Genomic DNA, 23468 nt, shown 5'->3' with positions numbered 1-23468 from the left:
AAAACTATTTCGGCTGCTTGCCCACCGCCAGCAGCAGCACGTTTTCCTGGCTGAACCCGTCCTTGTCGAGAATGCCCGAGATCTGGCCCTCATGCATGACGGCGATGCGGTCGGACACGCCGATCACCTCTTCCATGTCCGAGGAGATCATCAGCACGGCGACGCCGGCATCGGCCAATGCGCGCATCAGGCCATAGATTTCCGCCTTGGCGCCGATGTCGATGCCGCGCGTCGGCTCGTCGAGGATCATCACTTTCGGATTCATGGCCAGCCACTTGCCGAGCACGACCTTCTGCTGGTTGCCGCCCGACAGCGTGCCGGTGCGCGTCTGCACCGACGGCGCCTTGATGCCGAGATTGCTCTTCTGCTTCTCGGCGGTGGCGGTCTCGGCGCTGGCCGAAACCAGGGAGCGCTTTGCATGCGCCGGCAGATTGGGCAGCGAAATGTTCTGGGCGATCGACAGGTCGAGCAGGATGCCGGTCAGCTTGCGGTCTTCCGGGACCAGGAAGATGCCATGCGCGACGGCATCGGCCGCGGAAGCCAGCGCAAGCGGCTTGCCGTCGAGCTCGAGCGCGCCGCCAAGGCTGCTATCGATGCCGAAGAACACCCGCGCCAGTTCGGTGCGGCCGGAGCCGACAAGGCCGGCAAGGCCGAGGATTTCGCCGCGCCTGACGTCGAGATCGACCGGCCGGCCGGGATAGGCCGGGGTGCGGATGGCCTTGGCCGAAAGCGCCGTGGCGCCGGGCGCACGCGCCGCCTCGGAGGCCTTTTCGCGCTCCTTCAGCATGCGGCCGATCATCAGCTTGACCATCTGGTCGTGGCCGATGTCGCGCTTTTGCAAAGTGCCGGCCAGCATGCCGTCACGCAGCACGACGACACGGTCGGCGACGCGTTCGACCTCGTGCAGGCGGTGCGAAATGAAGATGACGCTGATGCCGTCCGCCTTCAGCGCCTTGATGACGTCGAGCAATTTGTCGGTCTCGGCGAGCGGCAGGCTCGATGTCGGCTCGTCGAGGATTACCAGCCGCGCCTCGATCGACAGCGCCTTGGCGATCTCGACCATCTGCTGCTGGGCCAGCGACAGGGTCGCGACCTGTGTGTCGGCGGAAAAATTGGCGCCGACGCGCTTCAGCAGCGGCGCCACCATGGTGCGCAGTTTTGCGCGGTCGACGAGCTTGAGCGGCCCGGCGCGCAGCGGCTCGCGGCCAAAGAAGATGTTGGCGGCGACATCGAGATTGTCGAACAGATTGAGTTCCTGGTGGACGAAGGCGATGCCCGAACCGATACTGGCTTCAACGGAGAGCCTGTCATGCGCGGTGCCGTCGACCGTGATCGTGCCGCTGTCAGGCGTGGTGACGCCGCCAAGGATCTTCATCAAGGTCGATTTGCCGGCGCCGTTTTCGCCGACGAGGCCGATGACCTCGCCCGGCCTGACCTCCATCGAGAAGCCGTCGAGCGCGACAACGCCGGGATAGGTCTTGCGCACGTTCTCAAGGCTGAGGAACGGAGTAGTCGCGACGATGGATGTATCGGAATAATTCATCATGCCTGACAGCGATTGGCGGGCCGACCTTTTGGCAGACTGACGATCCTCGCGGTGTTCGTCAATGCGAGCAGCCGGCCCAAGCGACGTTGAGCCGGCTGAACTGCTTCAAGTCTTAGTTTCCAGACATCGCCTTCAAATTGGCGGCGTAGGCGTCGACGTCATCCTTGCCGATGATCTTGGTCGGGATGATGATGAGGCCGCCTTCCGGGATGCCCGACTTGTCGCCCTTGAGATAGGCAGCCATCAGCTTCATGCCCTGATAGGCCCATTCGAAGGGCTGCTGCACGACGGTGGCGGCAACGGTGCCTTCCTTGACGCCGCCCAGCGTGATCGGATCGTCATCGAAACCGACGACGGTGATCGAGCCGAGCTTGCCGGCGTCGCGCAGCGCTTCATAGATGCGCGGCGTGTTGTAGGAGTAGAAGCCGACCATGCAGGTGACGTCGGGGCTGGCGACCAGCGCGTCCTCGACATTCTTCTTGGCGCGCGCCTGGTCGATGTCGTCGCCGCGCACATCGATCAGCTCGATCTTGGTGCCGGCCAGGCCGTCCTTCATGCCCTGGATGCGCTCCTTGGCATTGTCGGCGCCGAGCAGGCCGACGAAGCCGAGGCACTTGCCGCCATTGGGCATCGCCTTCTTGGCGATTTCGGCCGCCTGCTTGCCGGCATCGACATTGGACGAGCCGATATAGGCGACGCGCTTGGTCTGCGGGGCGTCGCTATCGGTGGTGAACAGCGCCGTTTCCGAGGCGATCTTGTTGAGGCCATCGGTGGAGGTCTTCGGATCGACCGCCGAGACCATGATGCCCTTGACGCCGGCCGTCACCAGATCGTCCATCAGCCGCTGCTGGATGGCGACCGAGGACTGCTCGGGATATTTGAGCTCGAGATTGTAGTCGGGCAGCTCGCCCTGTGCCTTCTTGACGCCGGCTTCGGCGGCCTTCCAGAAATCGGAAGCGCCGTTGACGACGAAGGCCAGCGTCGGCTTGTCGTCGGCGCGCGCGATTGCCGTGGCCGACAGGCCAAGCAGCAGCGCGGTCGCGGCTACGGATGCATTTCGTATCAAGGATTTCATGTTCAACCTCCCGTTTGGCTCAGTCGTTGGACTGACCGATCTTGCACTGACCTGATTTTGCCGTTTGCAGCTTGGACGCCCTCCTCCTCAAAGGGGTTCCCGGCACCGAAGGAATGGCGTCGTTCCAGCCACGACAGCGACCTTAGAGACTCATCCTTCATTCGTAAATAGTCCGATTTGTCAGACATATCACATATTCGACACAAGGCTTGCGGAGGTAATATCCGCTCGCCATCGGGCTATTTCTCGTACACTCCCGCCGCCCCGCACCAACCGGGCCGGACGCGACGGATTGACGGTACAGCGCATTTTTGTATTAGTAAACAGTATTAGTTTCGAAGCCTATTCGGAAGGCATGGTCGTAGTCTCGCGGCGAATCCGCCGACGAGCCGCCCTCGGCTGCGCCAAGGTGCGAGCCTTGCGGTATCTGCATTTCAGCCTGTGCGGAGTCGTATGGTGGATGGACCTTGAGGATACTAATAGTTATAAATGCCTTTGACGATTTCCATCAATCGACGGCATCACGCCATCTTGCCGGCATGGCCGGCTGCCGCTAGGACAGTTTGGGATTTGGGGGTGCCATGAGCGAGACGACGGATCCGGCCAGCGACACGATAAGGCGCCGCAAGGCGCCGGCCAAGGGCACCAAGGGCCGCGTCACCATGATCGATATCGCCAGGGCGGCCGGCTGCTCGCAGGCGACCGTTTCCTTCGTGCTCAACAATTCGCCAGGCATCAAGCTGTCGCAGCAGACCCGCGAGCGGGTGATCGAAGCCGCGCGGACCCTTGGCTACACCGCGCCCGCTTTCGAGGCCCTTCACCCGCCGATACCCGCCTTCGAGGGGCTGGACGGGGTGATCGGCTTTGCCGTCGACCAGCTCGCCACCAGCCCGGAAGCCGTGGTCGCCATCGAGGGCGCTCGCCAGGCCTCGTGGAATGCCGGCAATGTGCTGCTGGTGGCGCAGACGCTGGGCGATGCCGTCATGGAGCCGCGCGCCATCGCAGCGCTGACCAAGCGGGGCATTTCGGCGCTGATCTACATGACCATCTTCACCCGCGAGATCACAGCGCCCGACTATCTCTACGGCCTCGACATCCCCGTGATCCTGCTCAACTGCTACACGGCGGACTACGCCTTCCCTGCCGTGGTGCCGAGCGAGATCGCCGGCGGCCAGAGCTCGACCCGCCATCTGATCAGCCACGGCCACCGCCGCATCGCCACCATCACCGGCGAGCCGTGGATGCAGGCGGCGCAGGACCGGCTGAAGGGCTACCGCCGCGCGCTCGCCACCGCCGACATCCCGTTCGATCCCGAACTGGTGGTCGAGGGCGACTGGTCGGCCAGCGCCGGCTACGCCGCGACCGTCAAGCTCTTGGCGCTGAAAGACCGCCCGACCGCCATCTTCTGCCAGAACGACCGCACCGCGATCGGCTGCTACGAAGCGCTGAAGGAAGCCGGCCTGCACATCCCGCAAGACATTTCCGTGGTCGGCTACGACGACGAAGAAATCGCCCGCCACCTGTTCCCGCCGCTGACGACCTCGATCCTGCCGCACATGGCGATGGGCCAATGGGCGATCGAACAGCTGGAAGCGCCGGCGGCGCCTGGACGGGGGCGGTACCCAATCACGAAGCTGGAGTGTCCGCTGGTGGAGCGGGAGAGTGTGCGGGGGGTGATGGGGGTGTGACAATTGGTGGAGGCGGGGGACGGCGCTCGGCGCCCGGCCAGTTGACATCCTGATGCGGCTAGTTGTTCGTGGGCGGCCGCGAGCAACGGCGGAACGAATGACGACCGGCCGTCGCCTCACGCTCACGCATTGGAACGCCAGCCGCAAAACGAAAGGAGTGGCCCAACGGCATTGAAGATCATCTCCTTCATCCGAAGTGGGCGACCGACGCTGTTGTAACGGCCGGAGAGACGCACTTTGAAGCCGTCCCGGCGAAAGCGCCGGCTGCCGCAATTTCACGGGCAAAGGGAACGCACGATCTTGCTCTCACTCGCTATCGCGACATTGCCGACAAGATCGAATAGGTTTCTCTCACATTTTTCCAGGCTCGACTCCCTCGTACGCCGGACCAACGAATGACCTTGATTCTGACCGTCGCAACTCCGATCGTCGTGGTTCAAGTAGGAGATCGCCTTGTGTCCAAGTCGGTCGGTGGAAAGCTATCGCCACTCGACGAGATCGCTACGAAACAGGTTCTTTATCGAGCCAAGGATGCGGTGGTCAGCATCGGGTACTCAGGCCAGGCAGTCCTTGGAGGCGTTCCAACCGACGAGGTAATAGCCGCATTCCTATCAGGTGATCCCGATCTGGGCCGCCGAAATCTGAACGAACGGCGGGGCATATTCAGAGGGCGTCCCACGAATCGCTGGCCCATGAATCATGCGACTGGGCACCTGCTGAAGAAGCTTGGTTCGCTCCTGTCAGTTGGCCAACGCCTACAGCTCTGCATCGCCGGCTTCAAGCTCGAAGCAGGTGCAGTTCGCCCGTTGATCAAAGAGTTCTCGATTCATCCCAACGGAACGCACAAAGCGGCCCACCCGCCCCGGCATTGGTCCGGAAACAGCGGAGCTTGGGTGAGTGCGATCGGCTTTAACCATGAGCACGTCGTAGGGGCCATTGTGGAAGAGCTCAAGCATCAACGTCCTGCCCCGGACGAGTTGGCCGCCTTCCTTACCGAGCAAATACGCAAATGCGGAGGGCCTGGAATTGGGCCTCATACGTCCGCGATCACCATCCACCGCGACGGGCCGGCGACTTCGGAATTCTTCCCGCTAGCCGCTCGGCAAGATGTTTTCTTCGTCGGCTATGCGCGCCAAGAGATCGAAATGAATGCCACATATCACCCTTGGATAATCGGCTGGAGCGCGATGATGCCGCCGACGAAGGGCGCGGGAGGGGACATCACATTTGACGACGAAGGGCTCGGAGTGCTCCTGAAAGGCTCTGGACCTGTGCCTAAGGGGATTTTAAGCGTATTGGGCTCCGTCCCGCGGTTGAACCCCGGAGAAGAGCGCCTCTGAGCCTTAGAAGCAGGGCGATGGGTTCGAAACTGATCGAAAGCAAGCCGCCGCCTCGCAGGAGGTTCAATGCGGCGCCCGCCGGCCAGAAAACACCGCAGCCGTTCGTCGTCTTTCACAGGGCGCGTCTCCCAAGCCTCGGACGCCCGCCCAGTTCCTTCTCCGGATAGATATGCAAGGCGATCTTGGCGACCTCACGCCAGTCGACGTCTTCGGCTGCGGTGTCGAGCAACCGGATGTAGGTCAGCAGGCGCTCTTCGTCGTATCCGGTCAGGGCCGAAAAAATGGACGCCTCGTCGGCGACGCCCGGATCGGGAAGGAGGGGCGCATATCTCATTTCGTCTTATCTTCTGAGGAGGTCGCCTCAAGCGCCTATGTTCCGCACGACTTGCAGTCTGTTGGGAAAGATCGTTAGATCAGATGGATTCGGAGGGGTGGGGCAAGACATGGCACACAAATACGGGGGGCCGTGGTCAGAGATCAAACTAGACGCGGTAGAATATTACTTACAGTGTTATGCAAAGGCGCTGACTTGGGCGAAGATGGACTTATGGTACATCGACGCGTTTGCGGGCTCTGGTGACCGCGAGGCTGAGCGTCAGGTTGGCGGCATCTTCGAGGGGCGTGAGATGGAAACCGTTATTGAAACCTTAGACGGTTCAGCTCGGCGCGGCCTCAAAATCGAACCTCCATTTAAGCACTTTATTTTTATCGAGAAGGATCCGGAGCGCGCGGCGGCGCTCGAATCTGTTCGAGTTGACTGGCCAAATGCCGAAATTCAAGTCCTGCGCGGTGATGCCAACGATGAACTTTTGGAGATCATCGGGAAAGCGCCATGGACTAGCAAATCGCGCAGCCGTTCGCGTGGCGTGGTCTTTCTGGATCCATTTTCCATGCAGGTCGATTGGTCGACGCTGGAGGCGCTCAGCCAAACTGAATGCCTCGACATTTGGTTTTTGTTCAACGTTGCGGCCGTCACCCGGCAACTGGCTCATGACTACGCTGGGATTGGCAACAAGGAGTCGATGCTCGATCGCGTTCTTAGCCCGCGATGGCGTGAGCTATACGCCATGCAGCCGGAAAACCCTTCTGGGCAAACCGATATATTTGCGGGCTTGTTTGATGCGCCTCCAAAACAGTCAACCGTTCGGAGGATCGTCAGCAAGAAGCAGATTGATCAGTGGTTTGAAGGGCTGCTGCGGGAAACTTTTGCTTTCGTATCGGAATCGCTTCCGATCATGACCCCCCACAGCGGCCACACATTTTCGTTGTTCTTGGCAGTGGCCAACCCCGATCCAAAGGCGACCGAACTTGCCGAGAAATTTGTCCGCTACGTCAACCGGAAATATGCGCCGAAGCCGCAGGCATCTCGTCGTAGGTCCGGCCGTTGAGCGTACGCCCGGTCGCCTTCTTGTTGCGACCGCCCCACTGCTTAAAGAAGAAAGCCGTACCGGAGCGCCGACACATGGTTTCGATTTCATCGACCCAGCGTGGATCCATATAACGTGAGCCCGGACCGGACTCGCCGCCGACGATCGCCCAATCAATATCGGTTAGATCGGCGCCGGCCACTGACCCGATAAGTGGTTCGAGCGAGACAAACCTTATAGCAGCCGGTACCTTGCGCAACTCGTCCAATCGATTGAGAACACGATTATCTTCAACGCTTGTGCCAAGCCAAACGTTTTCAAGCACAGGAAAGTCGCCACGGGTCAGAACTTCGGCCATACGTTCCGGTCGCTTCGTCAGGATTTGGTAGGTGTGCCGCCGCGTGTCCTTCATCACAGTCCAGACTTGGCGAATGAAGTCTGCCGGCACATCGGCGTGAAATAGGTCGGACATCGAGTTGACGAAGACCCGGCGCGGCTTGCTCCACGTCGCTGGCGTACCTAGTGACTTGGGATCGAGCGTCACCTTACCTGTCCATTTGGCGCGGCCGCCGCTCTTGCGGGTCAGACCCTGGTATTTCTCTTGGCCCATCGCTTCGAGTCGCGCAGCCATGCGCATCGCATAGCAATTTGTGCAACCGGCCGTCAGAATCGTGCAACCTGCTACCGGGTTCCACGTCGCGTCGGTCCATTCAATCGAAGTATCAGCCATAGGACGATTCTCCTAGTTTCTGATCATGGTTAATCTGAGGTTCTGAACTTTCCGTTTCGATGGGCGAAAAAGGTTCACACGAACGATGTATGATACATGATCGGCAGGTGGGTACGTGGTCGGCAAACGTCCAAACACCACGTAAGCAATTTACGCGTGTGGCGCACCCGACAGGATTCGAACCTGTGACCTCTGCCTTCGGAGGGCAGCGCTCTATCCAGCTGAGCTACGGGTGCTTTCCGGAATCCGGAAAACGAACCAGCCGGTGAACCGGCAAGTCACGGCTTCTTAGCGGAAGCGGGCTCGGGCTTCAACGGGCAATTGGAGATTGGCGCAGCGACTTGGCTCGGTGCGTCCGGGCTGCGGCCTATGAGGTTGCCGCCTCCCTCTTCACCGTCCGCCGTCCGCGCACCGCGCGCTTCGGCTTCTTCGCACCCGTCAGTTCGTGCATCGCATCCAGCTGCATCTGCTGCATTTCGGCCAGGCGCGTCCATTGGCGCGAGATGAGGTAGTCGAGTTTTTCGTGCAGATGGCGCACTTCGAGCTCGGCCTTGAGGTTGACGCGGTAGTCGTTGAAGGAGCGCAGGCGGTCCTTGGACTCCTGCCGCCGCTGGCTCATCATGATGATCGGCGCCTGGATGGCGGCGATGCAGGAGAGCAGCAGGTTGAGCAGGATGAAGGGATAGGGATCGAAGGCGCTGCTCATGCCCGCGATCAAATTGATGCCGATCCACACCAGCAGCACGCTGCCGAACGAGATCAGGAACCACCAGCTGCCGCCGAAGGCCGCCATGTTGTCGGAGACGCGGTCGGCAAAGGTCCGGTGCTCCTCGAATTCTTCTTCCGAGTTTTCGGAAATCGTGTCTTGCCTGGCGATCGATTCGACCACCTGGCGGTCGAGCTCGGAGAATTCGCCGTGCTCCTGCTGGAGCAGCTCCTCCATGTAGCGCATGCGGTAGCGGCCGAGCTCGGCGCGGCTGATGCGGGCGCCGGTCGGCAGGTCCGGGTGATCGGCGTGGATGCGGTCGGCGAGGCTCGGGCGCAGCGTGTCGATGCGCACGAGATCGCGCTTGCGGAATTTGCGGCCCGATATCGCCGATGGTTTTTTCTTCGGCTTGCCGCGCGATGCGCCTGGAGCGGATGGTTCGGAGTCCGGCACATCAGGCGTTTCGAGCTGCTCGTCCGAGGTCTGGTCGGCCTCGTGCTCGCCAATGATCGGCGCCTCGAAATATTCGCCGCCATTGTCGTTCTCTGCCGCCTGCTCGGGCGTTTTCGGGACGGTGCTCATGGTGCGGGCTCCTGCTGTGGTGCTGCGAAGGACGATAAGCAGAGGTGGCGGCGCATAGCCAGCGCGGGACACGGATTTCGCGGGCCGGACAAGTGGTTTTGATCGGAGAGGCGATGTGGCAGGCGACGGCGCGGTGAGGCATTGGAGATCGTCGTCATCCGTGGGCGACGCTCCGTCGCGAAGACCATGGGATCTGCGCTGCGTTGCTTCGCTCCTTGCTCCGAGTCTGTGGAAGGATGGCACCGGCAACAAAAAACCCGCCTTGCGGCGGGTCACTGGCGCAAATCAGCACCATACGCAAGTTTATAGCATAGTTGCCGTCATCGGGCAATTGTCGAGGTCGGCGCCGCCCCTCATCGCCCTGCCGGGCACTTCTCCCCGTATAGTGACGGGGAGAAGGGGGTGGCCGCAACGACGGTGTCCTTCTTGCAACGTTGATGATTGGCGAAACCGGCGACGAGAGCGCCCCTCTCCCCGTCACTATACGGGGAGAGGATGCCGGCAGGCAGGTGAGGGGCGGCATCAACGCCCGAAAAGGGAGATGGTGCGAGTTCGAAACCTGAATCGATTGCCCTGGCAGCCGGGGCAAGCCAGGCGCAAATCGCGCTGCCGCCTACTACTGCTCGGCGAACATCAGCCTTGTCTTGGTGCCGTCCATGGCCGGCGACAAACTCCGCTGGATCAGCGCCTCGACATGATCGTTGCGCTGGCGGGCTGAGTCGGCGCCCATCACCACGACGATCAGGTTGCGGCCGTCGGCGTTGTAGGAGGTGACGATGTTGAAGCCAGACGCCCTGATGTAGCCGGTCTTGATGCCGTCGACGCCGCGCACGCGGCCGAGCATGTCGTTGTGGCCGCGCACCAGCCTGCCGCGGAACATGAAGTCGCTTTCGGAGAAATAGTGGAACTGCTGGGGAAAGCGCTGATGCAGCGCCATGCCGAGCACCGCCATGTCGCGCGCCGTGGTGTGCTGGTCGTCGTCGGGCAGGCCGGATGCGTTGCGGAACACGGTGCTGGTCATACCGAGCTGGCGCGCCTTGGACGTCATCATGGCGGCGAACTGCTCCTCCGAGCCGCCGAGATATTCGCCGACCGCCACCGCCACGTCATTGGCCGATTTGACGACGATGGCGCGGATCGCCGAATCGACATCGATGCTCTCGCCGCGCTTGAAGCGCAGCTTGGTCGGCGGCTGCGAGGCGGCATGGTCCGACACCGGGATCTGCGTCTCCTTGGTGACGCGGCCGGAATCCAGCGCCTCGAACAGCAGGTAGAGCGTCATCATCTTGGTCAGCGAGGCCGGATAGCGCTGCGCCGTCGAACTGACCTCGAACAGCTGCTTGCCGGTCCTGGCGTCGACGACGATGGCGGCATATTTCTGCGCTGGCGCGGGTACAGCCAGCACCGAGTCGGGCGGTGTCGTGGCGCAGCCGGCAAGCAGCACCAGCAGGGCTAGTGCCGCGAAAACTCTCTGGATGAGCGGAAGGGGACGCAGGTTGGACAAGGGCAAGTCTGTTCGGATCAAGCTGTTGCTGAGATGAGGCGAAGCTAACGTAACGCGGCTGTTGCGTCCATTTGGTTAATGCCGGTCATACAAAGGAATGTCATGCCCTCGCTTGGGTTCCTCGCCCACAAGGGGGAGGGTGAAGGCAACCCTTGATGCAAAATGCCTGCCGCAGTGCTTGCGCAACCGCCGCCGAACGGGTTCTGTTTGCGCCTGCAGAATCGGTGAGAACGCAATGACCATCAGCACGATCAAGGCCAGGGGTATTTCGGTTTCGCTCGACCTCACGGTCGGCCACATCGCCGACATGGTCGTCGACGGTGGCGGGCGGCAGCTGAAGCCGCTGCACCGCGCGCCCTGGGTCGATGCGAACGAGACGCTGCCGGACAATTTGCCGGAAGGCACGGTTCGGCTGTCCGGCGATTTTCTCTGCGCGCCGTTTTCACGCAGCGATGTCGAGGAAGCGCCGCTGCATGGCTGGCCGGCCAACAGCGCCTGGGACGTCGTCGACAGCGCTGCAACAGGCGATGGCTGGCGCGCGGTCTACCGCTTGCGGCACAAGGTGATGGGCGCGAGCGTCGACAAGATCCTGACGCTGCGCGACGACCATCCCTTCCTCTACCAGGAGCATGAGTTTTGCGGCGGCCATGGCGCCATTTCGGTCGCGCATCACCCGATGACATCGATGACGGGCGGCGGCAGGCTGGCCTTTTCGCCAAAGCGGTTTGCCGCGACGCTGGACGATCCGCTGGAGCCCGATCCCGCACGCGGCCGCTTCATGCTCGCCTATCCGGCACGCTCCGCCGATCTCAGCCATTTTCCCGCCGCCGGCGGCGGCACGCTTGATCTCACGGAATACCGTATGGACGACCGCCGTGAGGATTTCATCACGCTGGTCGAGGCCGATCATGGCGGGCCGGGCTGGACCGCGCTTGCGCGACAGGCCGAAGAGGACCTGGTGCTGGTGCTGAAGAACCCCGCCGAGCTGCCGATCACCATGCTGTGGCTCAGCAATGGCGGGCGCGACTACGCACCCTGGAGCGCCCGCCACCTTGGCGTGCTCGGCATCGAGGACGGCCGCGCTGCCGTCGGCCATGCCGCCTCGATCGGCGACAACTGGCTGAAGCGCGAAGGCGTAGCAACCGCCTTCGCGCTGGGCGAAGGCCAAAGCGTTTCCTTTCGCCATGTCATCGGCGCGATACCGCTGTCCGGCAGCGAGCCGCCGCAGGAGGTCACGACGGCGGATGGCCGCATGCGGCTGGCAGCCGGAGGTTCGTCCTGGGAGGTTCCCTTCGACAGCGATTTCCTGCGCATCGGTCGGCCCGCGGCCGCCTGATGGGATTGCGCGACCGCAGGGTTTGAAATTTCCACGAACTGCCGGCAAGATGTGGCCGAAATCATCATGCGGAACATGGTGGATTTGAAGCTCCTGCCAGAGAGGCTGTCATGTCCGAAATCGCCCATCTCGCCGCCACCATCTTCAAGCGTGCCGGCAAGGCAAACCGCTTCATCGTCGCCATTGCCGGGCCGCCAGGCTCCGGCAAGTCGACGCTGTCGGCGCGGCTGCATGACCTGCTGCCCGAAGGTGCTTCGGAAGTCGTGCCGATGGACGGCTTCCACTATGACGACGCCGTGCTCGAGCGGCGCGGACTGCGGGCGCGCAAGGGCGCGCCGGAAACTTTCGACTTTGCCGGTTTTGAGGCCCTGCTGAAGCGTATCCGGGCCGGTGAACCCGACATTGCCATCCCGGTCTTCGACCGCAACATGGAATTGTCGCGCGCCGCCGCTTCGATCGTCGCCACCGAGACCAAATTCATCCTGGTCGAGGGCAACTACCTGCTGCTCGACGAGGAGCCGTGGTCGCGGCTGGCGCCGCTGTTCGATTTCTCGATCTTCGTCGACGTGCCGCGCAATGAGCTCGAGCGCCGCCTGCTGGAGCGCTGGCACGAGCACGGCCGCTCCGATGCGGATGCGCGCGCCTGGATCGCTTCCAACGACATGCCCAATATCGAGCGCGTGCTCGCCCGCCGCAGTGCCGCCGATCTGGTGATCGGCCTTTCCGCTTGATTCTACGGATTGCGCAAGGGGAACCTTAAGACTTTCAGGCCGTTATCGCCGACAAGGCAATTCCGCCAAAAGAGGGAGTCCGTGCGATGGCACAGAAGGCAAGAAAGCCCGCGCCCGCCAAGGGCAAGGCAACCCAATCCAAGGCAGGCGCCGGCCCGGCGATCACCGCCCGTTCGAAGGACGCCAAGCCGGCCTTTGGCAAGGCGGCGCCGAAGAAAGTGGTGCCGACAGCGGCAAAAGCTGCGCCGAAAGCCGCAAAGCCCAAAAAGGCAGCGAGCGCTGATGCATCGATCTCGAGCAGCGCCATGCGGACGGTCAAGGCTGCGGCCAATGTAGCGGCGGGCGCGGTCGTCATCGCCGCCAGGGGCACCGCATCGTTTGCAGCCTCCATGGTCGGCAAGGGCGGCTCGAAAGCCAAGGCGAAGGCAAAGTAGCCTTCTCCAAGGCCTACCTAGCTTGCGTCAGGCTTTGGCGGGTATGGTCAGGCCCTTCTGCACCGCTGGCCGCGCCAGACCGCGTTCCAGCCATGTTCCCACATTGGTGAAATCGTCGAAGCCGACGAGTTCGCGCGCTTCGTAGAAGCCGATCAGGTTGCGCACCCAGCCGAGCAACGAGATATCGGCAATGGTGTAGTCATTGCCCATGATCCATTTGCGGCCCTTCAGCCTGATGTCGAGCACACCGAGCAGCCGCTTTGATTCATCGCGATAGCGCTCCAGCGGGCGCTTGTCGGCGATCTCGCGGCCGGCGAATTTGTGGAAGAAACCGACCTGGCCGAACATCGGCCCGATCGAGGCCATCTGGAAGAACACCCACTGGATGGTCTCGTAGCGGCGCGCGGCGTCGACGGGCATGAGCAGGCCGGTCTTTTCAGCGAGGTAGAGCAGGATGGCGCCGGATTCGAACAGGCCGATCGGCTTGCCGTCGGGACCATTCGGATCGATGATTGCCGGTATCTTGCCGTTGGGATTGAGCGACAGGAATTCCGGCGTCCAGCTTTCGTTCTGGCCGATGTTGACCCAATGCGGCTCGTAGGGCAGGCCGAGCTCTTCCAGGGCAATCGATATCTTCACGCCGTTCGGCGTTGTCGCGGAATAGAGCTGGAGCTGGTCGGGATGCCTGGCCGGCCAGCGTGTTGCAATCGGAAAGGCGGACAGGTCAGCCATGGAAAACTCCTGAATGGGATTTGGCGTCGAGCGGCGCGGTTTTGGCGGGTCCACGCAGAATTAGGGGCGCGGCCGATCCTGATCAATATGCCAGCAGCAGTTTCGCCGTGCACGGACAGTCGCAGGAATTTGTGGGTATGGCAGCACGCCTCTCGCGATGGCCATCAACGCGGCGGCAGTCGGCGCGTCAAACTACCCACGGACGGGTCCACCATGTCATGGATTGCCCGCCGGACATCCAAGCGACAACAGGGGGCGGCAACGGCCGGCTACCCCTGGCGAGGTCGACCCGAATTATGCGCAAGACAGGCATATCTTTCGCGGCTAATGTTCCAGCGCCGCAGGGAGGCAACGGCCGATGACGAGGCAAGAAACTCTGGCCAACGCCACCCGTCTCGGGCCGGTCCATCTGCGCGTCGTCGACATTCCAGCCGCTTTGCCGGTCTGGCGTGACGTCGTCGGCCTCTCGACGCTGACCAGGGACAGCGGGATCGTCGAACTCGGCGTCGACGGCAAGACCCTTATCGTGTTGCACGCTGGAGCAGCAACCCTCCTGCCGCCAAAGTCCCGCGATCTGTTTCATGTCGCCATTCATGTCGCGACACGCAAGGAATTGGCCCGGGTCGCAGCCCGGCTGCGTGCCTCAGGCCTGAGGCACGGCGCCCAGGATCATCTGATCTCGGAATCCTTGTACGTTTCCGATCCATCAGGCAACGGGATCGAGATCTGCTTCGACACGCCCGGGCGCCTCGCCTCCAGGGAAGAGACGGCTGGCGGCGGTGTTTCGCTTGTCGCCAAGGACGGCACAAGGCATTCCGGCCTCGAACCTCTGGATATCGATCGATTGCTGCAGGAGCTTGGCACGGCGGACCGTGTCAAGGTTCCGCTGGCGGCGGACAGCTTCATCGGCCACATTCATATGCGTGCGCGGTCGCCCGAAACGCTGATGGCGTTCTACCTCGGCGTGCTTGGCTTCAAGCCACATATCCAGTCTGCAACGTTTGGCCTGTTCGACTGCGGCACCGGGGAACGCCCACACATGGTGGCATTCAACATCTGGGCTCGCGACGAGTTGAAAGAGCCACCACTCGGCGCGGCAGGTCTCGAGCATTTTACACTCGTGCTTCCCAGCCAGGAAGACCTCGCGGCCATCGCGCGACGTCTCGACGATGCGCACGTGCCCTCGCTGCAAACGGACGGGGCGCTGGACCTCTCCGATCCCGAGGGAAACCGCCTGCGGGTGGTGCTCGCAAGCGACTGACGTGACGGCTGTGGGCCTGAACCAGGAGGGACAATGGTGATAAGGGTAATCGGAACGGGCTTTGGCCGGACAGGAACGGACTCGATGCGCGAGGCGCTGGCGATCCTTGGTTTCGGCCCCTGTCACCACATGTTCGAAGTCATGGCCAATGACGACCAGAAGCGGCTTTGGCGTGCGCTGGCGAAGGGCGCGGCACCAGACTGGAACCAGCTGTTTGCGGGCTACGCGTCCTGCATCGACTGGCCCTCGGCGCACTATTGGCGTGACCTGATTGAGTTCTATCCGGACGCCCGGGTCATCCTGACATACCGATCGCCGGAAAGCTGGTGGACAAGCTTCGAGAACACGATCCTGGCGGGCATCAGCCAGAGCACGGATCAGGAATCGCTGGGTCTTGCCTTGATCTCCAGGCAGGTCTTCGACAGCCGGCCGCACGATCGCGCCAATGCCATGGCCGTCTACGAAGCCAATGTAAGGGCGGTCGTTGCGACAGTGCCGTCAGGTCGGCTGCTGGTCCACAATCTGGGAGACGGATGGGAGCCGCTCTGCCTGCATCTTGGCGTGCCAGTGCCGGACCAGCCCTATCCCAATCGGAATAACACCAAGGACTTTCAGTCGGCTCTTGCACAGAACTAATTTGATCGTCCTGCAAGGTCGCTTGGCGGACGTTCTGCACGCGACCGTTACGCCTCGTCCAACTAGCCGCAATATCAGTCAGGTGTAACCACGGGTCCGGTCAGGATCGCCTGGGATCAGACAGCCTTGAAGGCCAGCACCGCATTGGTGCCGCCGAACGCGAAGCCGTTGCTGATCGCGGTGCGCACCTTGCGCTCGCGCGCCACATTCGGCGTGACGTCGAGGTCGCAATCGGGATCGGCCTCGCGGAAATTGGCGGTCGGCGGCACGATGCCTTCACGGATCGCATTCACGCAGGCGATCATCTCAAGCGCGCCCGATGCGCCGAGGCAATGGGCGTGCATCGACTTGGTCGATGACACGGAAAGCTTGTAGGCATGGTCGCCGAAGACGCGCTTGATCGCCGCCGTCTCGATCTGGTCGTTGGCCTTGGTGCCGGTGCCGTGAGCATTGAGATAGTCGACATCCTCGGGATTGAACCCGGCGTCGGCCAGGCAGGCACGCATGGCGGCCGTTGGTCCGTCGATGGTCGGCGCGACGATGTCGGACGCGTCGGCGGAGAGGCCGGCGCCGGCAATTTCGGCAAGGATGGTGGCGCCGCGCGCCATGGCGTGCTCATAGGTCTCCAGCACCGCCATGCCGGCGCCCTCGCCGAGCGACAGGCCCTGGCGATCGGCCGAAAATGGCCGGCAGGTGTCGGGCGCCAGCACGCGCAAGGCTTCCCAGCCCTTCAGGATACCCCAGACCAGTGGCGCATCGGTGCCGCCGGCGACCATGACGTCGGCACGGCCGAGCCTGATCTGGTCGACGGCCGAGGTGATGGCGTGGTTGGACGACGAGCAGGCCGAGGTGACGCCGAAGACCGGGCCGCGCAGGCCGAGATTCATGCTGACGTGGCCGGAGGCCGCACTTGGCATCACCTTTGGCACGGTGAAGATGCCGGCGCGATTCTTGCCCTCGATCAGGATAGCCCGATAGCTTTCTTCGATCGCCTCCCAGCCGCAGACGCCGACACCGACGACGGTGCCCATCCGATAGGTGGTGGCCTCATTCGAAACCAGGCCGGACTGCTGCATAGCTTCCCTGGCTGCGATCGTCGCCAACAGGCTGAAGCGGTCCATCGACACGGTCTGCTTGCGGTCGATGCCGTGATCGGGAAGTGTCTTGATTTCGCAGCCGACCTTGACCTTCAGGTCATGCAGCTGCGGACTTGTGATCTGGCCGATGGCCGAGCGGCCGGCGCGCATCTCGTTCCAGATCGCAGGCGCGCTGGTGCCGAGCCCGCAAATGCCGCCCATGCCGGTGATGACAACGCGCTGCCGCATTCAGGTCAGGCTTTTTTCGCGATCAGCGCGCGGACGGCTTCGACCATATCGCCGACATTCTTCAGATTGCTCCAGGCGTCGACCGTGTTCATCTCGATCTCGATGCCATACTCTTCCTCAAGATCGAAGATGATCTCCGTCAGCTCGAGCGAATGGATACCAAGCGAGGTCAATTCGGTGGTGGTGGTGATTTCTTCGCCGCCCGGCTCGGCATGAGCCTTGATCTTCGCGATGATATCCGTTGCCAGCTGGTCGGCCATTCGGTTTCTTCCCCACTATGTCACGTTTCCCGACGCCAACTGAGCAGCGCCCCTTTTTCTCCTGGTATCAAGCCGCCGTCGTCGTTTTATACCCCCGCCAAGCGCTGCATGACCGTACCAAGGTGGTTCCCTCTATAGAAACCGAAACGTTGTCAAGCAACAAGCTATATCGAACTCCAGGTCGACAAAGCCGCCGGAGTGCTTAACGTGCAGGCATGGATACGGTTGAACATGGCAGGATTTCGACGCAGCGCGTTGCGGGCGTGGCGCGGCTTTCCTGCGCTCTCAGTGAGGGTCGCACGCGCCTGCGGCGCCTCTATCAGGACGGTGCCGCCAAGATCAGGATGCCTTCTGTCTCGGCCGATCCGCTCGAGGCGGTGCTGATCAACACCGCCGGCGGGATGACCGGCGGCGACCGTATCGCCTGGGACATGGATGTCGGCGCGGCTGCTTCGGCGTCGATCACGACCCAGGCCTGCGAGAAGATCTACCGGGCGGCATCCGACCGTGCCGAAGTGCGGGTCAATTTGTCGGTCGGTGAAAACGGCCGCATCGCCTGGCTGCCGCAGGAAACCATCGTCTTCGACCGGGCGGCCTTTGCCCGCACGCTCGACGTCGAGCTTGCCGTCGGCGCCGAGGCGTTGGTGCTGGAAGCTGCCGTCTTCGGCCGCCTGGCGATGGGCGAACGGGCCACGCAGGGGCATTTCCACGACCGCTGGCGGGTCCGCCAGGATGGCTCCCTTATTCATGCCGAGGATTTCCGCATCGGACCCGATATCGCCGCCACGCTCGATCGCCCGGCGATTGCCGGTGGCGCGATCGCGATGGCGACGCTGCTTTTGGTGTCGCCGCGGGCCGAAGCCCTGCTCGATCCGGTTCTGGCGATCGTCGGCGACCACGGCAGCGCCAGTGCCTGGAGCGTGAAGAAATCTGGCAAGCTTCTTGCGAGGCTCTACGCTGGGGATGGCTACCAGCTGCGCCAACGGCTGGTTCCACTCGTCGAATTGCTCAACGGAAGAGCGGGGTTGCCCAAATTATGGTCACTGTAGGCCTGTCGCTACCAGCTTGGGAAAACGCATGAACCTGACGCCGAGGGAAAAGGACAAGCTGCTGATCGCCATGGCGGCGATCGTGGCGCGCAAGCGGCTCGAACGCGGCGTCAAGCTCAACCATCCGGAAGCGATCGCGCTGATCACCGACTTCGTCGTCGAGGGTGCCCGCGACGGCCGCCCGGTCGCCGAACTGATGGAGGCCGGCGCCCATGTCGTGACCCGCGCGCAAGTCATGGAAGGCATCGCCGAGATGATCCACGACGTGCAGGTCGAGGCGACGTTCCCCGACGGCACCAAGCTGGTGACCGTGCACGAACCGATCCGGTGAGGAGAGAAGAATGCTTGAGCTGCGCCCCAACTGCGAATGCTGCGACAAGGACCTGCCGCCGGAGGCGGCGGACGCATTGATCTGCACCTTCGAGTGCACCTTTTGCATCGACTGCGTGGAACAGGTGTTGGGCGGCGTCTGCCCCAATTGCGGCGGCAATTTTTCGGCGCGGCCGCTCCGGCCGGCGGCGATGCTGAAGAAATATCCGGCGTCGACCAGGCGCGTTCTCAAGGCCGAAGGCTGCGGCCCCCGCAAGGCCGCGTGAACACCACGACCGGCCCAACGAAAGGCAAATAGAATGATCCCTGCCAAACGCCTATGCCTGTCGGCGATCCTCCTGCTGGCCGCTTCCATACCGGCCTATGCCCATGTCGGCATCGGCACCACCTCCTCCTTCACGGCCGGCTTCATGCACCCGCTCTCCGGCCTCGATCACATGACGGTGATGATCGCGGTCGGGCTGTGGGCGGCGCTCAAGGGCGGCAAGGCGGTTCTTGCCTGGCCGGCGGCCTTTGTCGGCGTCATGCTGGTCGGCGGTGTGCTCGGCATGCTGCATATGCCGCTGCCCTTCGTCGAACCGGGCATACTGGCCTCGGTCGTGGCGCTCGGGTTGCTGGTGGCACTGGCGGTTGATCTGCCGGTCTCGGCCGGCGTCGCCATCATTGGCCTGTTCGCGCTGTTCCACGGCCACGCCCACGGCACCGAAGTGCCGGAGAATGCCGGCGGGCTTGAATACATGGCCGGCTTTGCCATCGCCACAGCGGCTCTCCATGCCACCGGCATCGCCGCCGGGCTCGGTCTTGGTATCCGGTTCCGTGGCCTGGCCCGCGCCGCGGGTGCCGCCTGCGCTGCGGTTGGTCTCGGCCTCGTCTTCGGCGTTCTGTGAGGGTGGCGATGATCCCCGGCGAAGTCATTACGGTGAGCGGCGACATCGAGCTGAACAAGGGTCTGCCGACCGTCACCCTGAAAGTCGCCAACAGCGGCGACCGGCCGATTCAGGTCGGCAGCCACTACCATTTTTTCGAGACCAATGAGGGGCTGAAGTTCGACCGCGAGCGTGCCAGAGGCATGCGCCTCGACATCGCCGCCGGCACGGCCATGCGCTTCGAGCCAGGACAGGAGCGCGACGTCACGCTGGTGCCGATTGGCGGCAAGCGCGAGGTCTACGGATTTCAGCAGAAGGTGATGGGCAAGCTGTGAGATCTCCCAGCGTGCTCAGCTCAGTTCGACGGCTTGGCCGCAGCGTAGATGACGATCTTTCCGGGATCGCCGAATTCGACGGCGAGAATATCCTGCGCAAGCACGCGCCGCGATTCGATGGCGTTGAACAGCAGCGCGTTGGCCTCGATCTCCTTGCGCAGCTCCGCGATGTCGTCCTGATGCTGTCTGACCTTGCTCTCGATCGCTGGCGGCGGGCCGCCTTCGCTGCGCGCGGCGTCCGTGAGGAACACGATATCCACCTTGTCAAGCTTGGACGTCTTGCGCACCGTGCCGATGTTTTCACGCGTCCGGTCGATTGCCGTGTTGACGTTCCGGGCTTCGGCGGCGGCGTTGGCCTCTTCCTGCTTGACCTGCGAGCCGATGATGCGGTTGACGGTCTCCGTACTTTCCAGCCCTTGCGCCTTCAGTCCGGCTGCAGAACCTGCCACCGCCAAGAATGCCATGGCGGTGGCCGCCTGCAGCCGTCTTTTGGGAGAAAAGGAAGTGCTCGCCATCGCTCGCTCCTGAGAGACGTCGTTTCGGGGCGCGGTTTAGCGCCAAAGAAACAAAACGATTCCCGTCCGGCGAAGGTTCCTTTGCCGATGCGGCCGGCGGGCTGGATACCGGCCCGCCGCGCCGCTTTGTCAGCTCGCCTTCTTGGTGATCAGGGTCAGTGCGCCATTGGGTTCCATGCTGGCGGCGACGACTTGCGCCGAACTGAGCCCCTTGGCCTCCAGCGCCGACTTCACCTTGGGCGTGGCGTCGATCGAGCTACGCAGTTTCTTCAAGCCGTCATCGCCACGCTGGGCAATCACCTGGTTGACCTGTGTCTGGGTGTCCTTTGGCAGCTCGGTGATGTCGACGATGTTGACGCTCAGGATCGTCGGCACAGCCGGCTGGGCGCTGGGGGCGGGCTTGGTTGCCCCTGGGGCAGGTGCGGTCGGCGCCGGAGCGGGTTGCTGCTGGGCACCGGCGGCACCCGCCAGCATCAGCGTGGCGGCGGCAGCGGCAAGAACTATCGTTTTGCGCATGGATTTTCCTTCCATCGATTTGGTAAACGGTCGGTTTGGGGTGACCCCCTAAGCTCAACCGCCAAATGGGATCAGAAGGTGTCGCCGAGCGGGTCATTCCATGACCATTGGATGGCGGCAATGTGCAGCCGGGCTTCAATCAAACCGCATTTTTTTGGCAAACCGCATTTTGGCAAACCGCATTTCGGGAGCAATCGCTGATGGCCAGAATTACCCGCGCCGCCTACGCGCAGATGTATGGCCCGACGGTCGGCGACAGAGTGCGGCTTGCCGACACCGAGCTGTTCATCGAGGTGGAGAAGGATCTCACCATCCATGGCGAGGAGGTGAAATTCGGCGGCGGCAAGGTGATCCGCGACGGCATGGGCCAGAGCCAGGTTTCCAGAGCGCAAGGCGCTGTCGACTCCGTGATCACCAACGCGCTGGTGGTCGACGCCAGCGCCGGCATCTTCAAGGCCGATATCGGTCTGCGAGATGGGCGCATCGCTGCGATCGGGAAGGCCGGCAATCCTGATACTCAAGATGGCGTCACCATCATCATCGGCCCCGGCACCGAGATCATCGCCGGCGAAGGCAAGATCCTGACCGCCGGCGGCTTCGACGCGCATATCCACTTCATCTGCCCGCAGCAGATCGAGGAAGCGCTGATGAGCGGCATCACCACCATGCTCGGCGGCGGCACCGGCCCGGCGCACGGCACGCTGGCGACCACCTGCACGCCGGGGCCATGGCACATGGCCCGCATGATCCAGTCCTTCGATGCCTTCCCCATGAACATCGGCCTGTCGGGCAAGGGCAATGCTTCGCTGCCTGCAGCACTCGAGGAAATGGTGCTGGGCGGCGCCTGTTCGCTGAAGCTGCACGAGGACTGGGGCACGACGCCGGCGGCGATCGACTGCTGCCTGTCGGTCGCCGACGACTACGACGTGCAGGTGATGATCCACACCGACACGCTGAACGAGTCCGGCTTCGTCGAAAACACTGTGGCGGCGATCAAGGGCCGCACCATCCATGCCTTCCACACCGAGGGCGCCGGCGGCGGCCATGCGCCCGACATTATCAAGGTCTGCGGGCTGCCCAACGTCATCCCGTCCTCGACCAATCCGACGCGGCCCTACACGGTCAACACGCTGGCCGAGCATCTCGACATGCTGATGGTCTGCCATCATCTGTCGCCGTCAATCCCCGAAGACATCGCCTTTGCCGAAAGCCGCATCCGCAAGGAGACCATCGCGGCGGAAGACATCCTGCATGACATCGGCGCCTTCTCGATCATCTCGTCGGACAGCCAGGCCATGGGCCGCGTCGGCGAAGTCGCGATCCGCACCTGGCAAACCGCCGACAAGATGAAGCGCCAGCGCGGCTCGCTGCCGCAGGAAACCGGCAACAACGACAATTTCCGCGTCCGCCGCTACATCGCCAAATACACGATCAATCCGGCCATCGCGCATGGGCTGTCGAAGGACATCGGCTCGATCGCGGTCGGCAAACGCGCCGACCTGGTTCTGTGGAACCCGGCCTTCTTCGGCGTCAAGCCGGACATGGTGCTGATCGGCGGCATGATCGCCGCCGCCCCGATGGGCGACCCCAACGCCTCGATCCCGACGCCACAGCCAATGCACTACCGGCCGATGTTCGGCGCCTATGGCAAAGCCAGGACCAACTCGTCGGTGACCTTCGTCTCCAAGGCAGCGCTCGAATCCGGCCTGCACGGCAGGCTGGGTGTCGACAAGCAGTTCGTCGCCGTCGAAAACACCCGCGGCGGCATCGGCAAGCATTCGATGGTGCTCAACGACGCCACGCCGCATGTCGAGGTCGACCCGGGAACCTACGAGGTGCGTGCCGACGGCGAGCTGTTGACCTGCGAGCCGGCGACGGTGCTGCCGATGGCGCAGCGGTATTTTCTGTTCTGAAGCGGCGATCCGACCGGGCGAGCATTATCCGTTGCAGCCCTTGGTGGGAGGCAGCAATATGCGGCCAACCAACAGCTGCATTGTGATCAAGCATGGCCACCGAAATCGCTTCCGCCCACGACATCTTCCCGCATATCCGCATCGTCATGGGCATGGTGATCGGGCTTGGCGTCGCCCGCCTGCTGTCGGGGGTGGCGCGCATCGTCCAGCATCCCGGCCAGTACAAGCTCTATACCGTGCATCTGGCCTGGGTCGTCTCGGTGCTCCTGATGCTGGTGCATTTCTGGTGGTGGGAGTTCGGCCTCTACGCCATCGAGACCTGGACCTTCGGCAAATACCTGTTCATCATTTTCTATGCGATCACGCTGTTCCTGCTCTGCGCGCTTTTGTTTCCCGATTCGATGCTGGACTACACGAGCTACGAGGATTTCTTCTATTCGCGCCGGGCCTGGTTCTTCGGCCTGCTGGCGGCGACCTACCTGCTCGACGTGGTCGACACGCTGCTGAAAGGACCGGAGCATTTCGCCCGCTTCGGCAACGAGTACCTGTTCCGCACGCCGGTCTTCGTCGCGCTCTGCATCGCCGCGATCCTGGTGCGCGATCGCCGCTTCCACATCGCCTTTGTCACGGCGGCGCTCATCTATCAGATATCGTTCATCCTGCGGCTCTTCGACACCATCGTCTGAGCGAA

26 protein-coding genes and 1 tRNA gene are annotated in these 23468 nt (G+C 62.8%); 15 read left to right on the top strand and 12 right to left on the bottom strand.

What is annotated here, in order from left to right; translation table 11 throughout:
* Positions 1-4: 4 nt before the first annotated feature.
* Together EJ076_RS05805 and EJ076_RS05800 are read right to left on the bottom strand one after the other, a co-directional pair.
* Positions 5-1543 carry a sugar ABC transporter ATP-binding protein gene (locus tag EJ076_RS05805; RefSeq protein WP_126070969.1) on the bottom strand — a complete coding sequence of 513 codons (1539 nt, stop codon included), beginning with the start codon at positions 1541-1543 and terminating at the stop codon, positions 5-7.
* A 115-nt stretch (positions 1544-1658) separates the two neighbouring features.
* A complete protein-coding gene (locus EJ076_RS05800) occupies positions 1659-2621 on the bottom strand; it encodes a sugar-binding protein (RefSeq protein ID WP_126067219.1) in 963 nt (320 codons plus the stop codon).
* Between the two features lie 581 nt (positions 2622-3202).
* On the opposite strand from EJ076_RS05800, the gene EJ076_RS05790 reads away from it, so the two are divergent.
* Positions 3203-4309 carry a LacI family DNA-binding transcriptional regulator gene (locus EJ076_RS05790; RefSeq protein WP_206438769.1) on the top strand — a complete coding sequence of 369 codons (1107 nt, stop codon included), beginning with the start codon at positions 3203-3205 and terminating at the stop codon, positions 4307-4309.
* Positions 4310-4704: 395 nt separating this feature from the next.
* Complete coding sequence (locus EJ076_RS05785) at positions 4705-5649, top strand: hypothetical protein (RefSeq protein WP_126067218.1); 945 nt, start codon at positions 4705-4707, stop codon at positions 5647-5649.
* A gap of 112 nt (positions 5650-5761) precedes the next feature.
* Here EJ076_RS05785 and EJ076_RS05780 read toward each other — a convergent pair whose 3' ends face one another.
* Positions 5762-5983, bottom strand: coding sequence for a DUF2285 domain-containing protein (locus tag EJ076_RS05780; protein ID WP_126067217.1), 222 nt, complete (start codon positions 5981-5983; stop codon positions 5762-5764).
* Positions 5984-6092: 109 nt separating this feature from the next.
* Between EJ076_RS05780 and tcmP the strand changes: the two genes are divergently transcribed.
* Positions 6093-7037, top strand: a complete 945-nt coding sequence (gene tcmP / locus EJ076_RS05775; RefSeq protein WP_164548550.1) for a three-Cys-motif partner protein TcmP — start codon at positions 6093-6095, stop codon at positions 7035-7037.
* Here the strand turns inward: tcmP and EJ076_RS05770 are convergent.
* From EJ076_RS05770 to EJ076_RS05750, 4 genes are all read right to left on the bottom strand, one after another.
* Positions 6982-7746, bottom strand: coding sequence for a DUF5131 family protein (locus EJ076_RS05770; protein WP_126067215.1), 765 nt, complete (start codon positions 7744-7746; stop codon positions 6982-6984). The genes tcmP and EJ076_RS05770 overlap by 56 nt on opposite strands.
* 159 nt (positions 7747-7905) lie before the next feature.
* A tRNA-Arg gene (locus EJ076_RS05765) sits at positions 7906-7982 on the bottom strand.
* A 131-nt stretch (positions 7983-8113) separates the two neighbouring features.
* Positions 8114-9034: a DUF1003 domain-containing protein gene (locus EJ076_RS05760; RefSeq protein WP_126067214.1), complete on the bottom strand. Its 921-nt coding sequence runs from the start codon at positions 9032-9034 to the stop codon at positions 8114-8116.
* A gap of 616 nt (positions 9035-9650) precedes the next feature.
* Complete coding sequence (locus EJ076_RS05750; RefSeq protein WP_126067213.1) at positions 9651-10538, bottom strand: D-alanyl-D-alanine carboxypeptidase family protein; 888 nt, start codon at positions 10536-10538, stop codon at positions 9651-9653.
* A 235-nt stretch (positions 10539-10773) separates the two neighbouring features.
* Here EJ076_RS05750 and EJ076_RS05745 point away from each other — a divergent pair, with 235 nt between their 5' ends.
* The 3 genes from EJ076_RS05745 to EJ076_RS05735 all read left to right on the top strand — a co-directional run bounded on the left by EJ076_RS05745 (position 10774) and on the right by EJ076_RS05735 (position 13039).
* A complete protein-coding gene (locus tag EJ076_RS05745) occupies positions 10774-11874 on the top strand; it encodes a hypothetical protein (RefSeq protein ID WP_126067212.1) in 1101 nt (366 codons plus the stop codon).
* Between the two features lie 110 nt (positions 11875-11984).
* Positions 11985-12605 (top strand): nucleoside triphosphate hydrolase, encoded by a 621-nt coding sequence (locus tag EJ076_RS05740; protein WP_126067211.1) that lies wholly within the window; start codon positions 11985-11987, stop codon positions 12603-12605.
* An 86-nt stretch (positions 12606-12691) separates the two neighbouring features.
* Positions 12692-13039 carry a hypothetical protein gene (locus EJ076_RS05735; protein ID WP_126067210.1) on the top strand — a complete coding sequence of 116 codons (348 nt, stop codon included), beginning with the start codon at positions 12692-12694 and terminating at the stop codon, positions 13037-13039.
* A gap of 27 nt (positions 13040-13066) precedes the next feature.
* On the opposite strand, the gene EJ076_RS05730 is transcribed toward EJ076_RS05735, so the two are convergent.
* Positions 13067-13771, bottom strand: a complete 705-nt coding sequence (locus EJ076_RS05730; RefSeq protein ID WP_126067209.1) for a glutathione S-transferase N-terminal domain-containing protein — start codon at positions 13769-13771, stop codon at positions 13067-13069.
* Between the two features lie 358 nt (positions 13772-14129).
* Between EJ076_RS05730 and EJ076_RS05725 the strand changes: the two genes are divergently transcribed.
* The gene (locus EJ076_RS05725) at positions 14130-15032 is read left to right on the top strand and encodes a VOC family protein (RefSeq protein WP_126067208.1); all 903 of its coding nucleotides are present in this window, start codon (positions 14130-14132) and stop codon (positions 15030-15032) included.
* A gap of 33 nt (positions 15033-15065) precedes the next feature.
* Entirely contained in the window at positions 15066-15668 is a 603-nt protein-coding gene (locus EJ076_RS05720) for a sulfotransferase family protein (protein WP_109667124.1), read from the top strand.
* Positions 15669-15784: 116 nt separating this feature from the next.
* Here the strand turns inward: EJ076_RS05720 and EJ076_RS05715 are convergent, their stop codons facing one another.
* Both EJ076_RS05715 and EJ076_RS05710 read right to left on the bottom strand, forming a co-directional pair.
* Positions 15785-16993, bottom strand: a complete 1209-nt coding sequence (locus EJ076_RS05715) for a beta-ketoacyl-[acyl-carrier-protein] synthase family protein (protein ID WP_126067207.1) — start codon at positions 16991-16993, stop codon at positions 15785-15787.
* 5 nt (positions 16994-16998) lie between these two features.
* Positions 16999-17253 (bottom strand): acyl carrier protein, encoded by a 255-nt coding sequence (locus EJ076_RS05710; protein ID WP_013528393.1) that lies wholly within the window; start codon positions 17251-17253, stop codon positions 16999-17001.
* Between the two features lie 215 nt (positions 17254-17468).
* Between EJ076_RS05710 and EJ076_RS05705 the strand changes: the two genes are divergently transcribed.
* From EJ076_RS05705 to EJ076_RS05685, 5 genes are read left to right on the top strand one after another with little or no spacing between them, the layout of a single operon-like run.
* Positions 17469-18302 (top strand): urease accessory protein UreD, encoded by an 834-nt coding sequence (locus EJ076_RS05705; RefSeq protein WP_126067206.1) that lies wholly within the window; start codon positions 17469-17471, stop codon positions 18300-18302.
* Positions 18303-18330: 28 nt separating this feature from the next.
* On the top strand, positions 18331-18633 hold the full coding sequence (locus EJ076_RS05700) for an urease subunit gamma (RefSeq protein WP_023693076.1): 303 nt from the start codon (positions 18331-18333) through the stop codon (positions 18631-18633).
* Positions 18634-18643: 10 nt separating this feature from the next.
* Complete coding sequence (locus EJ076_RS05695; RefSeq protein WP_126067205.1) at positions 18644-18898, top strand: DUF1272 domain-containing protein; 255 nt, start codon at positions 18644-18646, stop codon at positions 18896-18898.
* A gap of 33 nt (positions 18899-18931) precedes the next feature.
* Positions 18932-19519, top strand: a complete 588-nt coding sequence (locus EJ076_RS05690) for a HupE/UreJ family protein (protein WP_126067204.1) — start codon at positions 18932-18934, stop codon at positions 19517-19519.
* Positions 19520-19527: 8 nt separating this feature from the next.
* On the top strand, positions 19528-19833 hold the full coding sequence (locus EJ076_RS05685; protein ID WP_126067203.1) for an urease subunit beta: 306 nt from the start codon (positions 19528-19530) through the stop codon (positions 19831-19833).
* A 20-nt stretch (positions 19834-19853) separates the two neighbouring features.
* On the opposite strand, the gene EJ076_RS05680 is transcribed toward EJ076_RS05685, so the two are convergent.
* Together EJ076_RS05680 and EJ076_RS05675 are read right to left on the bottom strand one after the other, a co-directional pair.
* Positions 19854-20348, bottom strand: a complete 495-nt coding sequence (locus tag EJ076_RS05680) for a hypothetical protein (RefSeq protein ID WP_126067202.1) — start codon at positions 20346-20348, stop codon at positions 19854-19856.
* A gap of 129 nt (positions 20349-20477) precedes the next feature.
* Positions 20478-20864, bottom strand: a complete 387-nt coding sequence (locus tag EJ076_RS05675; RefSeq protein WP_126067201.1) for a hypothetical protein — start codon at positions 20862-20864, stop codon at positions 20478-20480.
* Positions 20865-21061: 197 nt separating this feature from the next.
* On the opposite strand from EJ076_RS05675, the gene ureC reads away from it, so the two are divergent.
* A complete protein-coding gene (gene ureC / locus EJ076_RS05670) occupies positions 21062-22777 on the top strand; it encodes an urease subunit alpha (protein WP_164548821.1) in 1716 nt (571 codons plus the stop codon).
* Positions 22778-22869: 92 nt separating this feature from the next.
* Positions 22870-23463: a hypothetical protein gene (locus EJ076_RS05665; protein ID WP_109667140.1), complete on the top strand. Its 594-nt coding sequence runs from the start codon at positions 22870-22872 to the stop codon at positions 23461-23463.
* Positions 23464-23468: the final 5 nt, after the last annotated feature.

Source organism: Mesorhizobium sp. M7D.F.Ca.US.005.01.1.1 (assembly GCF_003952545.1).
GTDB lineage: Bacteria > Pseudomonadota > Alphaproteobacteria > Rhizobiales > Rhizobiaceae > Mesorhizobium > Mesorhizobium loti.
The sequence above is the reverse complement of the archived record's forward strand: the minus strand, read 5'-3'. Positions and strand labels throughout refer to the sequence as shown.